The 13,288-nt window shown below is 30.6% G+C and carries 12 protein-coding genes; 7 read left to right on the forward strand and 5 right to left on the reverse strand.

The window, feature by feature from the left end; all coding sequences use genetic code 11:
- Positions 1-369: 369 nt before the first annotated feature.
- Entirely contained in the window at positions 370-588 is a 219-nt protein-coding gene (locus Q0F04_RS09495) for a hypothetical protein (RefSeq protein WP_295752712.1), read from the forward strand.
- 398 nt (positions 589-986) lie between these two features.
- Here the strand turns inward: Q0F04_RS09495 and Q0F04_RS09500 are convergent, their stop codons facing one another.
- From Q0F04_RS09500 to Q0F04_RS09520, 5 genes are all read right to left on the reverse strand, one after another.
- Positions 987-2,195: an ATP-binding protein gene (locus Q0F04_RS09500; RefSeq protein WP_295752714.1), complete on the reverse strand. Its 1,209-nt coding sequence runs from the start codon at positions 2,193-2,195 to the stop codon at positions 987-989.
- Between the two features lie 797 nt (positions 2,196-2,992).
- A complete protein-coding gene (locus Q0F04_RS09505; protein WP_295752716.1) occupies positions 2,993-4,141 on the reverse strand; it encodes a tyrosine-type recombinase/integrase in 1,149 nt (382 codons plus the stop codon).
- Positions 4,138-5,259, reverse strand: a complete 1,122-nt coding sequence (locus tag Q0F04_RS09510; protein ID WP_295752718.1) for a plasmid recombination protein — start codon at positions 5,257-5,259, stop codon at positions 4,138-4,140. The genes Q0F04_RS09505 and Q0F04_RS09510 overlap by 4 nt, the downstream gene beginning before the upstream one ends.
- 114 nt (positions 5,260-5,373) lie before the next feature.
- The gene (locus tag Q0F04_RS09515) at positions 5,374-6,402 is read right to left on the reverse strand and encodes an AAA family ATPase (RefSeq protein ID WP_117925880.1); all 1,029 of its coding nucleotides are present in this window, start codon (positions 6,400-6,402) and stop codon (positions 5,374-5,376) included.
- A complete protein-coding gene (locus Q0F04_RS09520; protein WP_003864726.1) occupies positions 6,395-6,622 on the reverse strand; it encodes a hypothetical protein in 228 nt (75 codons plus the stop codon). The genes Q0F04_RS09515 and Q0F04_RS09520 overlap by 8 nt, the downstream gene beginning before the upstream one ends.
- 329 nt (positions 6,623-6,951) lie before the next feature.
- Here Q0F04_RS09520 and Q0F04_RS09525 point away from each other — a divergent pair, with 329 nt between their 5' ends.
- The 6 genes from Q0F04_RS09525 (at position 6,952) to Q0F04_RS09550 (ending at position 13,268) form a co-directional block, all read left to right on the forward strand.
- A complete protein-coding gene (locus Q0F04_RS09525; RefSeq protein ID WP_295563025.1) occupies positions 6,952-7,608 on the forward strand; it encodes a helix-turn-helix transcriptional regulator in 657 nt (218 codons plus the stop codon).
- 319 nt (positions 7,609-7,927) lie between these two features.
- On the forward strand, positions 7,928-8,806 hold the full coding sequence (locus Q0F04_RS09530; RefSeq protein WP_295752721.1) for an ABC transporter ATP-binding protein: 879 nt from the start codon (positions 7,928-7,930) through the stop codon (positions 8,804-8,806).
- A gap of 4 nt (positions 8,807-8,810) precedes the next feature.
- Complete coding sequence (locus Q0F04_RS09535; protein WP_295752723.1) at positions 8,811-9,818, forward strand: hypothetical protein; 1,008 nt, start codon at positions 8,811-8,813, stop codon at positions 9,816-9,818.
- A 4-nt stretch (positions 9,819-9,822) separates the two neighbouring features.
- On the forward strand, positions 9,823-11,148 hold the full coding sequence (locus tag Q0F04_RS09540; protein ID WP_295752725.1) for a hypothetical protein: 1,326 nt from the start codon (positions 9,823-9,825) through the stop codon (positions 11,146-11,148).
- Positions 11,149-11,259: 111 nt separating this feature from the next.
- Entirely contained in the window at positions 11,260-12,129 is an 870-nt protein-coding gene (locus Q0F04_RS09545) for an ABC transporter ATP-binding protein (protein WP_295752727.1), read from the forward strand.
- Between the two features lie 2 nt (positions 12,130-12,131).
- Complete coding sequence (locus Q0F04_RS09550; RefSeq protein WP_295752729.1) at positions 12,132-13,268, forward strand: ABC transporter permease subunit; 1,137 nt, start codon at positions 12,132-12,134, stop codon at positions 13,266-13,268.
- Positions 13,269-13,288: the final 20 nt, after the last annotated feature.

Consider the following 13,288-nt stretch of genomic DNA (forward strand, 5'->3'; position numbering starts at 1 on the left):
AAATGACGGCAAACGCGTGAACCCCTTGAAAATAAAGGCTTTTTCCGTTTGTCGTTATTATACCGTAACGGCACACTTGTATATCATTGTTGACACTGGCGGACGTGAAGCCCGTTACAATTAAAAAGATAGTAGGGCATAAAGGAGCTATGAGCTTAACAGAAAAGGTATACACCCACCTGGATTATGAAGAACTACTTACAGCAATAAACAGTATTTAAAATAAAAAAATGTAAGAAAAATATAGTAAATAACAATAATTAAAAAAATAGTGTGGGCCGTTTTTCACGGTTTTACCACGTGTCAAGCGTGGCGAGGTTGTGGAAGACGGCCCACTTGCTTATAATAAAGTTATGGGAGTAGCAAAGAATGAAGACGTTAACTAAAGACGAGTTTATGGAAGCCTGGAGCATAGACAGAGCTAAAATAGTATTTAAAGACGGAGATATTATAGAAGGGTGCGCCGTGTTTATTTCCAACGTTGACAGTTTTAACGATATAGATGAAATTGAGATATATACAAAAGACAGGGAGTGTATACTGGAGCCCTTATCAGAAGTAAAAGAAATAGTTGATCTAGAAAAATAAAACATGAAGCAAGCACCCAATAGAAGACAATAAGAAGTATTTAGTTGTAATAAAAAGTAGTAAGAAGGTAACGGGTAGGTAACAAAAGAAGCCTAAAAGCTTTTATTTATGGGATGTCGTAACTACCTAAACGTTAGTCAGAACATACTTTTGACTACTCTGCAAAGAGATTCAAAACCACTCAAACCCTTTATATATGGGCTTTGGGTGGTTTTTTCTATTTCTGTGAATTGTTGTGAATAGTGCTGAAAAGTCTATTTAAGCACGCATACAGCACGCTTATAAGTAGCAAAATTAACTCCTCAGTTATCGAAAAGCACGCACAAAACGTAATTTTACAAGAAAAGCACCAGCGGATGCTGATGCGTTTAATAGTTTTAATCTTACTAATTTTTTGATTATATAGCTTGGCTTTTATTTAGCAACCAATCCCTGATATCAAAGATTTCAATTCCTTCATATGAATACTTTGGATGACCGGTTTTGGCGATGATAATCTTTGGATATGCATCCTTGATCTGTAAAAGAGGCGCATATTCTCTTTTGAATGTTTCCTCTTCAGTGATATTGTCACTTACCTGAATATAGATTTTTTCATTACCTCTTTGGGCAACAAAATCGATTTCTTTCTGATAAAGCTTTCCAACATAGACATCATAGCCACTACGTAATAATTCAAGACAGACCATGTTTTCATATACTCTGCCATAATCCATGTTTCTTGTACCAAGAACAGCATAACGTATGCCAATATCACTTAAATAGAACTTTTCTATGCTTTCAAGATATTTCTTGCCACGGATATCGTAGCGCTTGATATCATAGAAAACAAAGGCGTTGCACAGGTATTTGATATATTTTCCAATGGTGACATGATTAGTTGATATGTTCTTTTCGGATAGCATATTGCTGATTCTGCTTGGTGAGGTCAGGTTTGATATATTGTCCATAAGGAATTCACTTAAGCGCTGTAATACCTGAGTATCTGGCAGGGAATACTTCTGTACAAGGTCTCTTGTAACAATTGTTTCATAGACTTCCTTGATATAATCCTTCCTGTCTTTTTCGGTGTTGTAGGCATAGGACCCAGCTAATCCACCTTTGATGGTGTAATCTTCAAATAGCTTTTCTATGTCGTGGTTGTTGTCGTAGTAATTACAATATTCTTTGAAACTGAATGGATAGACATGAATTTCAATATAACGTCCGGTAAATAGAGTGGCTAAATCTGCACTTAACAAAAAAGCGTTGGAACCAGTGATATAGATATCATATTTTCTTTTTGAATATAGGCTATTTACAGCCAGTTCAAAATTTGGACACATCTGCACTTCATCAATGAAAAGATAATTCGACTTTCCTTCCACATATCGTTTTTCAACATAGGCATGAAGCGCATGATACTCTTTCAGGTGTTCAAATGAAAGATCCATAAAGTCAATAAAGATAACGTTGATATCATTAAAGTTATCTTTCAGATACTGGATATACTCCTGCATCAGTATTGACTTACCCGATCTTCTGATACCGGTAATAACTTTTATATCAGGCGTATCCTTCAGATTCTTTATTCGATTCAGGTATTCAGTTCTTTCAATGGTTTTCATAGTGTTGCCTCACTTTCAAAAAATGAATTTTTTTAAACTTTCGAAAGTCATCCTTACTTTTATTATATCCGATTATAATCTTTGTGTGCAATATGTCGCTTTCAAAAAATAAAAATTTTTAAATTTTTGAAAGCGGATAGTGTGTTTTTAGCTATTATAACTATGTCAATGATTCTAAAGAAGCAAACGGATTTGTTTTCCAATGACTATAATTCGTTTATTTCTCTTGTGTCACTGATTACCAAAGTCATTAGCTGATCATCGTTGTCAATCGAACGCTACTCCTATACAGGTTGTTGTTTATCGTACTGGAAATGAATGTTTGGAAGTCATTGTTGGAACGCCAGCTACTTTGGGTGAACTCAAAGTGTTGATTGCCAAATTATTTGAATATGAAAACTAATAATCAAGTTAAATTAAAAGAAAAAGACCACAGCTAGCGGTAAGCTGGTTCTGGTCAACAGCGTTCGCAAAACGTGTAGCCACAGAATGAAATTCTGTGTTCAAAGAGGCTTTGGAAAACTGCACTCAACAAGCAAGTGGAAAGGAAAATTGCAGAGTACGGTTCGGTGTGTATTAACACCGGCATTGCTGGCCTCTTTCCCGTAGGAAAAATAAAAGGAAGGATTCATATCCTTCCACACTTTAACGCCCTACGCTTATGGCGGTAGGAGCCATACTGATTTGGTATTTCTACTTTTATTTGCATTATACACTATTATGCGTATAATCCAAGAATATGAACTTCCTTCATGACATGGACTATTAAAGGATTCTTCTGCTTATAAATATAATTCTTATCTCTCACAGTGTTCACTTCTTTTCTTTGATTTTTTTACTTCTTTAATTATTTCTTCTGGATAATAAACAGAATCAATTGCTTTAATAAGTTCTGACATTTCAATATGAGTATACACGCTTTCTGTGATAGACATAGCGCCTTTGTGACCAACTATTAGTTTTTGATATGTTTGTGATACCTGTGCAGTTGCAAGTAGAGATACACATGTGTGTCTGCAACAATGCGGTGTTTGATCATATTCGAATCGAACCATAAATGGATTCCAGTAGCTGTCGTAATAGTTACGATACGTAAAATGTTTTTGATCGGGCGTGTGGAATACATAATCACATTGACTCGATTCATACCAGGCTTTAAAGAATGGATAAATCATAGTACCAATCGGAACTTTACGGATTCCACTTTGTGTTTTTGATTTAGTAATAGTGAAATAATGTTCATCAAGATTAACATTTTGCTTCTTTAAATCCAATAATTCACTTACTCGTACACCTGTATAACAAAGAATCAAAATCATTTGGATGTATATATCTTCTTTTTGTGACCATAATACATTCAATTGTTCTTTTGAAAATGGTTGCCGATCATAGCTATTCGGATTTCTATCTTTGTATTTGGCTATATCCACAAATTTTGCGTAATCTGTGCTACAAAGATTGTTCTTGATCGCATATGCGTACATTTGGTTAAATAAGATTTTAATATTTCTTAGAGTAGGATAGTTTTTACCACAATTATCAATAATATTTTGAAGATCACTAGTTCTAATATCTCTAAATGGGTATTCGAAGATTCGTGTGCACGTATTATATGCGGCTCGGTAACTATTTATTTTTTTGGCTTCCATATTGTCTTTGAACTTTTCATCAAACCAATCTTCAAAGACTTCTCGAAAAGAGGGATTTCCTTGATTTAAATCGTATGGCTTCTCATGATATTTCGCTAGCATTTGAAGTCCTTCTTCGCGAGTTTTAGCATAACCAATAATGCCTATCACTTGTTTAGTCTTACCTGTTTGTTTATCTATATCATAACCTGTTGTTATGCGAACAATATAAGGTCTTCGTCTTCTGTTTGCGTTACTCATTTTTACAATTGACCCATAACCACTAGGCAATCGCATATGTTTATTTCTTTTTCTCATTTATGAATTTCCTTTCTTTTGGATTTGACAATCTTAAAAGTAAGAGCATTTTCAATTGTATCTTTACCAAAGAATTTTTTGAGTTTGTTCATATCTCTTCTTAATTCTCGATTTTCATAAGATAATTCATCTATTGAATTTTTTAATTCAGTATTTTCGTTTTTAAAAAAGATCAGTTGAGTTTTCAGATTTATTAATTCTTTTACGATATCAAATACTTGATTGATCAATGGTTGTATAAATGCTCTTAGTTTGGAAAATTTTGGTTGAACAATATTTTTATGATATGTTGAAGCAAGTGTGAGCTTATTTGGTTCTGGTAACAACCATAAATCTTCATTGTTTAAAGCGTTAAACGCATCATTTAGATAGGGTGTCATATTTTGTAGTGAACTATATTGCTTTTTCAATGTTAATATTTCATGATCCAACTTTGAAATTTCTTCTTTTCTTTTTTCTTTTTTAAAGTTAAGAACATCAAGCGGTTTATTATGTGTATCAAGGTTGACCCATTTAACTTCATACTTATTCATGATTTTGCCAACTTCTATTTTTTCAGCATTCACCCATTGGTTCCACTCTGTTTCTGATCGACTTCCTCCATTAAATCCTTGAGATTTTAAAGCTTGTTTCAATGAAACACGAGTTTCGAGTCCTCTTTTACTTCCTGTAGTAAAAGGAATAAAGTCAATATGAAGATGGGGTGTTTGTTCATCCATATGAAGATGAGCAGAGAATACATAGAGATTAGGATTACGTTCTTGAAAGCCTTTCATATACTCATCAAGAATTACTTTTCCTAGTTCACCATTCTTTCCAAGACAATTCATTGTGTCCATATTTCCAACTTGAACAATAACTTCATGGAATAATTTTTCTTGTTTACCCATTCGTATTTTTTCATAATAATTTGGAATGGTACGATCACTACGAGTTTGTCTAGCGTTATATTTTGCGACGGCATCATCAAATAATTCATGATAAGTTTGTTTTAAATCTTTATTAACATACTCAATATTGTATTGGCTTCGATTGCTGTCAACATTACTTGCAGTAAAATCTCTTGCATTGTGAGCGATGCTTCCTTTGCCGATTTTAAAGCTAATGCTTTGTTCCATATGAACCTCGTAGAGCGCAAGGCATCTTTTGTTTATGACAAAAGTGCATTTGCGTTACTTTCGACAAAGTAACAAAGGTTTTATTAAATCCTAGGACGGTAGGACGATAAATAACTATATGCATAAAGTATCGTCCTTATCGTCCTTTTGTTCAACTTGAAAAGTATAGATTCTTCCATTCGAACGGCTTGGATCAATTGAAAAAGTAATTCCTTCTGAAGCAAGTAAGTCCTTATGTGTATTTAGTAATCGAGATGCTCTGTTTGCTGCAATTGTTAATTTTGTGAGTTGTAAAAGATTGGAAATAGTACCTGAATATCCATTGTTTTTAATGATATAGTTTCGAATTATACCTATTTCATATGGCATATCATCATTAATATTTTCTTCGCTTAATGAATACGTAAGGGTTGATGTATCTAAATGTAATTGTAGGATTTCTTCTTTAATATTCCTTCCACCAACTTCAAGCGTAGCACTTGTTTGTCCAATACCACTTCGAATTAAATGTAGATAAGTGCCATTGCATGATCCCACAAGTTTTACACCTCCTTTGGATGAACAATAACCATTTTGACTTCCGTTTTTCGTATCATGGTTAAGTAGTAAAATATGAATTTTTAAACCATCAGCAATCCCTTTTAAATATTCCATATCTTCTGTATCTTTAACATTATTTGCTTCTGTTTTAATAGTTAGATTGCGAATATTATCGAATAGATCAATAATAACTAGTCTAAGAAATGGATGAGAAATTAATGTTTCCGTAACAACTTCGAGTAATAATATATCATCTTGATTTGAAGAAGTGTCTTCTAAAACTATGTTTTTATTGAAACAAAAAACTACAGAATCATCCATTTCAAGATTCATCAGTTTCAATCTTTCTGCAATCAAATCCTCATCGTTATCTAAACAAATATAGAGAACATCACATTGGATCGTATTGTTATTAAGAAATGGAATGCCTTTAGAAACTGAATTTGCGAGTTGTAATGCTAATGTGGATTTACCAGTTTTACTTCCACCAGTTAAAATACTAACCTTATTTCCTTTGATAAGAGAATCTACAATATAGTTGTTTTCAAAATATGTTTTATGTCTGATCTCATTTCCGGTGATAAGTTCAATATTATTATCCATTGAAATACCCTGTTTCTTCCCATACTTTCTTATCTGGACAATAGTAGTTGTATTCGCTTGAATTGTCTTTTTTCATAGCATAGCCAAAATTTAAAACACCTTGTTGAAGACCGATTCGAATGTATTGGGCATCTTTCCCAATGGCTTTTGCTAATTCATTAATAGGAACATTTCTACCTGTAAAAACAGGCGTTTCAATATATAGTTTTGTGTTTTCCATACAAATTTTCCTCCTTTTTTATTTTGTTGGAAAAAGAAATGTTTGTTATAATGCTTACGTGAAGACATTATAAAAACAGTTCTTCATTTGAGTAGATTCATTAGATGCGGTGACCAAACTTTATCTAGTGGATCTTTTTTTAATGTTCAACATACATAGTAAATTTTCCTCCTTCAAAGATTGTCAATGTATAGCAAGTAAATTAGTGCTACGCAAATGCATATACTTGCTACAACAACAATATACTACCTATAGAAAGTAAATGCAACTCAAAAAATTGAAAATACTTACTATTTTTAATATAATGTAATAGGGACAGAGGTGATAGCATGGCATTTGCAACTTATATGAAAAATATTCGATTGGATTGTGAAGAGTCACAAGTTAGCATGGCGAAAAAAATGAATATTAGTGTGACTGCACTTAAATTAATTGAGAATGGAACCACAAAATTTCCTAGTGATAAATTATTAGAGAATATATGTGAATATACAAAGAGCAGTCAAAATGATGTGATTATGCATATTTTATTTGATGAAGAAGATATAAAAAATAGATATTTGGCATGCAGATATTTAGCATATATGTATTTATTAGGATGGAATATTACCGTTAGTCCATTTGAATTACATTTAACAGAAAATTATATGCGTACTTTTGATGCGAAAATTATAAAGAAAAGGGAAAATAAGAATATAGTGATCGTTGCGAGTTGCAATCGTTTTTTTGAGAGAATATCTATAAATGATGTATTGGAAGATAAAAATTTTATTGGTTATTTAGGAGATGCAGTGTCATTAACATTATCTATTATGGATTCATTTAGAGGATTACATATTTTATTTGACAATAAAGATGAAAAGCAGCATCAAATGTATGATTTATTTGAAAAAGAAAAATATCATCATTTAGATTTCTATATTGATGTAGTGTTGTTCGATCCTGATCGTAGTGAGGTTGTCGACAATAAAAGGGTTACCAAATAGTTTAAATAGACTATGTTTTTTTAATTAAATATTGCTTTTTTATTACAATTAATTTATTCTGAAATCAGAAAGAGTTTTTTTTAATGGATATTTGCAATTGCAATGAAACAATCACTATATAATACTTGTTTTTAAAATGGTGACAATATAATCATATTCAATGCAAGAACTAATGCACTGGCTAAACCAAGTCTAGTGGAAATATAGTATCCATGGGATAAATAAAGTGTAAACCGAATTATGGATTTAAGCTATAAGTATTTAAGAGATAACATTTTGTTGTCTCTTATTATTTAGGGAAGGAATATGGGGTATATATATGGAAATACTAAAAGTAGAAGGCGTTTCAAAACAGATTAAAAATCATAGGATTTTAGATAATATTAGTTTTTCAATATTTGAAAATGAAATTGTAGGGCTGATTGGGCCAAATGGTGCTGGAAAAAGTACAATTATGAAATGTATTACAGGACTATATCATATGAATGAAGGGAAAGTTACTATCTGTGGACATGATTTAAAGAGCGATTCATCCAATGCGTTAAAAAATATAGGTGTAAGTATTGAATATCCATCTTTATATCCAGAGTTATCTGGACATGAACATTTTAAAATCATGGCAAATTGGAAACATTTAGATTCTAAAAGAATTGAGGAAATGGAGCAATTCAGTGATTTAAAGGATGGCTTATATCGAACCACAGAACATTATTCGATGGGAATGAAACAAAGATTAGTCTTGGCTTTGGCTATGATGGCTAAACCTAAATTGCTTATTATTGATGAGCCTACGAATGGTTTAGATCCACAAGCTATATTTGATTTAAGAAATAAGCTTTTAACTATACGAAATGAAGGAACAAGTATTTTATTATCTTCTCATCAGTTAAGTGAACTCGATAAACTAGCTGATCGAGCTTTATTTATTAAAAGTGGAAAGTTGATCAAAGAGAAGAATATGGACGAACTTCGTCAAAATCATTCGATTTATCGATTAGAAGTTTCTAATTCCAAAAGTGTATTGCTTCTTTTAAAAAATTCTTTTATTAAAGAGCATGTTCTTTATATGCAATGTGATTCCAAAGAAGAATTTTCTAAATCCTTGCAAATACTGATTCAAAATGATGTTTTGGTTTATTCCTTAGCTGAAGTGCATCAGGATTTGGAAACATATTATAAGGAACTATATAAGGGTTAAGTGTATGTTATTAAAAAATGAATTTAAATTTCTTTTTTCAAAAAGAAATATTTTAGTATTGATCCTTGTTTTAATTGGCGTTTTATCCGTGTATTTTTTTAAATACAATACTGAATATGAACAATATGCATCCAATCAAATCATGTATTATTATGAAATGATAAATGAAGAAAACCAAAGAATCAATATTCTTCCAAAAGAAAAACTGAATGCCTTTTTTAGAGAGGACAGTATTTATTGTCAAAAGTTATTAAGTGATTGGAAAAATGACGAGGATGCAAAAACAATTGCAAAAGATATGTATGATAGGGATCAAAACATTTTAAAATACATTGATTCAGGTATGGATTTATCCAATTTTAAATCGATTCTCCAAAATAATAAACAAGACTTAAAAAAACGAATTCAAATGGAAAAAACATATATTGAAAATGAATATTATGACTTTGTATATCAAAATAAACCGACAGGTTGTTATTTGATGGTGCAATTTTTAAAAGGAAACAATCTTTTCTTTTATTTATTCATGATTTTGATTCTAGTGTGGAATGTGGATATATGGTCTAAAGATTTAGAAAACAATACATTTCGATATTTATTTACAATAGGGAAAAGTCGTAAATATGTATATATACTTCGCGCGTTGTTACATATTTTTATCACTGTTTTTTTTAGTATACTATTTTTCGTTGTATTGTATTTGATTGGATATATAAATTGTGGAAGTGGCATAGAGTTATTGATTGGAACAACACCAGTGATTATTTACTTGTTTCATCATATTCTTTCTGTACTTGGATGGGTTTTGTTTAGTGCTTCATGTATACAATGTTTATCTTTGTTGACGAAAAATAAAGGAATGAGTCTAATGTTGACGGGATTATTATTTGTCTTTATGTATACATATTTGCATATTGAAACTTTATGGGCCTATACATCTTTGTTCTTTATAGGCGCAATATGCATACAGTTCATTTCATGTCTCTATTTAGAAAGATTGGATTTGGGTTAAGTTTATGGGTTTAGAAATAAAAAGTGTATTAAAGAATAAAGTGAGTGCTGTTATCTTTTTCATTTTATTAGTATTGAACATGGTGCAAGTACCTAATTATATGGGACATGAGTATGATGTGGAACAGAATATGAATATTTTTGAAACGCAGATTCAACAGTACCAAAGAGCTTTATCAGATATCAATCTACAATACATGGCCGTAAAACATATGAGTGCAGAGGAAAAGGTGTATTGGAATAGTTATCAGGATTATTTAAGCTGGGCTATTGATAATGCCAAAGCTGGATGGAATTTATTTAACAAATATGGAAAAGAAGTCTTTAAAAATAAAGGATTAATAAAAAGATATAATGAAATTACATTATGGGATAAGCTGTATCATTTGGATGCATTAAAACAGAATGGTGATCAAAAATTTATGCGCCAAGTTCATAAATTAGGCTTTGAAGAATCAGAAATTTCATTTGATCAGAGTCGGATTTTTATGATTGGAAGCCAAATATCTCAAAATAAAAAAGAGGATTATAGAACCGTTGAATTATCTGTTCAAGAACAGCTACATCAATTAGAAACAAATACAGAACAATATGTAGGAAAAGGTCCATGGTATTTTTTAGCACACCAGTTAAGAATAGACAGTTCATTTGCGTATTTGTTTATGCCTTTATGTTTGATTTATTGTATTGTTGTTTTAATGTACGAAAAAAAGACAGGTGTTTTTGAGCTTGAACAATTAAATGATGTGCACTTTTTCGTACACATACAAGTAAAATTATTTATAGCTTTTTTACTTCTTATGATTGCATCAATTGGTATTCCTTTTCTTTTGCTAGGAATTAGTAATGGCTTTGCAGGATGGGATACATGGCTGTTGGCTGACACTAAACATTTTTTCTCTTTTAAAAGGATGTATCATACAGACAATTATGTCATAAATAATATGTCTGAATATTATGCGACAGAACAAGGATTTATACCAGATTTATCTTTTATTCCATTATGGAAAGCTTTAATAATATCTTTACCATTAATTCTTCTGAAATTAGAACTTTATATTCAAATGGCTATGTTTTGTGTATATACCTTCACGAAAACAGGATTTAATTATTTATCTGGAATAATTTGTATTATTTTATATGTCATCAGTCAAAGAATGGATTTGATATCTTTTATAAATCCATTTAGTATAAGTCCAAGTTTGAGTATTTTATCTGGTTGTGGCATGCAAAACTGGTTGAATTCGATTTGTATATGTGTCGTTTTTATTTTTGTTTTACTATTTATAAATTATGTGAGTATTCGACAGAAAGATAAGATAAGCTTATGAAAAAAATATTGTTGTATAGAAAATGATAAAAGAAATATTTTGATTTACATTTACTTTTGTAACATTTTCAATTGTTTTAACTTCTAACTAAAAAAAGGAGGGCTATTTATAATGATAAAACAAAATGTTTTAGATGTTTTAAATTTGTGTAAGTCATATGGCAATCATTTAGTGTTAGATGATATTTCATTCTCTATTCGAAAAAATGAAATTGTAGGTTTTATTGGTCCTAATGGTGCAGGTAAAAGTACATTAATGAAATGTTTATGCGGGTTAATTCATATGGATTCTGGAAATGTTACTATATGTGGTCATGATATACAAAGTCAAAGAGAGAAGGCTTTGTCGCATCAGGCTAGTTTGATTGAAAGTCCAGGACTTTTCTTTAATATGACTGGTTATGAAAATCTTGAGATATTTGCCAGCTTAAAAAATGTATCGAAAGATAAACTGCAACAAATGGCGGATTATACACGAATAGGAGATTATTTAAAAAAGCCTGTATCTAGCTATTCTTTAGGTATGAAACAAAGATTAGCACTTTCTATTGCATTGCTATCTTCTCCCCAGTTTCTAATGTTAGATGAGCCTATGAATGGATTGGATCCATCGGGTGTATTTGAATTACGAAAAGAACTTCGTAAAATGGTGGATGAATACGGAATGTCTTTATTGATTTCTAGCCATCAATTAAATGAAATTGAAAAGATTGCTGATCGTATTATTTATATTGAAAATGGTAAAATTAAAGAGGTAGAAAAACAAGAGCAGACAATCACATATCAAATTAGGGTGAATAAAATAATAACAGACCACCGGTTTAGAAAACTATCAGATTTTCTATATGAATTTTCTATTCAAAACCCAAATGAGCTATCCGTATATTTATGCAAATTAGAAAGAGAAGGCGTTCAACTGCTGGATATCACTAATACAAGCGATGATTTAGAGAATATGTATACAAGAATTTATGGAGAATAGATATGGTTTATTTGTTAAAGTATGAATGGCATAAATTTATTCGCACAAAAAAGAATTGGCTTGTATTCTTATTGATTCTTTGTTCTTTTATAGGGTATGTTTCTTTTAACGGATACCAAAATCATGTATACATAGAAGCAAAAACTGAACAGTTTTCCAAGGCAAGACAAAACGCTATGTACGATATTACGAATATGGCAAATTATCAGTTTTTGGCTAAAAAAGAAAAAGACAAACAATATTATGGAAATGCGATTGAATATTTTAAAAGGCTGTATTCCTGTGCAAATGATTTATACCGTGATTATTCTACTTCTGCAGTTTCTTTAGATGATTTAATGCAGTGGAATGATTTGTTGATTGAAGGAAAAACAAAAAAGTATACGATTATTTCGTATACAACGTATTCTTTAGATCACCTAAAAAAGACACAGAAAGAATATAGGTATTTAAAAAAGAATCATATTCCAATTAAGCATTCGCCTTATGTTTGTACAACATCTAACTTGGCTGTGAATTTATCGAATCATTATTTAGGTGCAGTTTTATTAATTTTATACTTCCTTTTGATTTTTGATATATTTAAAGAATTCGATCAAGGTGTGTATAAAATATTGTTTACTTCAAAATATGATACTTTAAAAATTATTCTTACTAAAGTGGTATTTTCTATTTTTTTGTTAATTGGATTTATTGGTTTGATAGTTCTATTATTTGGCGTAAATACAATGATTTTTGGTATGGGAAATACGCAATATTCATTTTCAGTGGGAAATCATATATATATGGAAAGTAAGATACTAATGTATATTATTTTTATAACAATAGCTATGAGTTTATTTCTGATAGGTGTCTATACATTAATTTCTTGCTTGTTTAAATCAACTACGACATCTTTGGTGATTACTATTACGCTTTATTTAATGGTTAATCTTTTTAGTCAGAACTTACATAAAATAAATAATTTTATTGGATTTCTAAATGTTGATATGTTTAGTATGCTTCAACAGAATAAAATTTTTACCCTTTGTATAATGAATATTGTTGTTTTAATAGTTTGTGTGATTTTAAGCGTTTTATTGTTAAAAGCTCCTCTTTTGCAAATGGGTGGTAATTATCCGCTTATTTACTGTGCTTAGAGCTCATTGCATCCCGATAT

It is taken from the genome of uncultured Holdemanella sp., from assembly GCF_934772795.1.
GTDB lineage: Bacteria > Bacillota_I > Bacilli_A > Erysipelotrichales > Erysipelotrichaceae > Holdemanella.

Bases quoted from the DNA above. Each gene is read 5' to 3' on its own strand.
- Q0F04_RS09495 (WP_295752712.1), top strand. From the start codon at position 370: ATGAAGACGTTAACTAAAGACGAGTTTATGGAAGCCTGGAGCATAGAC.
- Q0F04_RS09500 (WP_295752714.1), bottom strand. From the start codon at position 2,195: ATGAAAACCATTGAAAGAACTGAATACCTGAATCGAATAAAGAATCTG.
- Q0F04_RS09505 (WP_295752716.1), bottom strand. From the start codon at position 4,141: ATGAGAAAAAGAAATAAACATATGCGATTGCCTAGTGGTTATGGGTCA.
- Q0F04_RS09510 (WP_295752718.1), bottom strand. From the start codon at position 5,259: ATGGAACAAAGCATTAGCTTTAAAATCGGCAAAGGAAGCATCGCTCAC.
- Q0F04_RS09515 (WP_117925880.1), bottom strand. From the start codon at position 6,402: ATGGATAATAATATTGAACTTATCACCGGAAATGAGATCAGACATAAA.
- Q0F04_RS09520 (WP_003864726.1), bottom strand. From the start codon at position 6,622: ATGGAAAACACAAAACTATATATTGAAACGCCTGTTTTTACAGGTAGA.
- Q0F04_RS09525 (WP_295563025.1), top strand. From the start codon at position 6,952: ATGGCATTTGCAACTTATATGAAAAATATTCGATTGGATTGTGAAGAG.
- Q0F04_RS09530 (WP_295752721.1), top strand. From the start codon at position 7,928: ATGGAAATACTAAAAGTAGAAGGCGTTTCAAAACAGATTAAAAATCAT.
- Q0F04_RS09535 (WP_295752723.1), top strand. From the start codon at position 8,811: ATGTTATTAAAAAATGAATTTAAATTTCTTTTTTCAAAAAGAAATATT.
- Q0F04_RS09540 (WP_295752725.1), top strand. From the start codon at position 9,823: ATGGGTTTAGAAATAAAAAGTGTATTAAAGAATAAAGTGAGTGCTGTT.
- Q0F04_RS09545 (WP_295752727.1), top strand. From the start codon at position 11,260: ATGATAAAACAAAATGTTTTAGATGTTTTAAATTTGTGTAAGTCATAT.
- Q0F04_RS09550 (WP_295752729.1), top strand. From the start codon at position 12,132: ATGGTTTATTTGTTAAAGTATGAATGGCATAAATTTATTCGCACAAAA.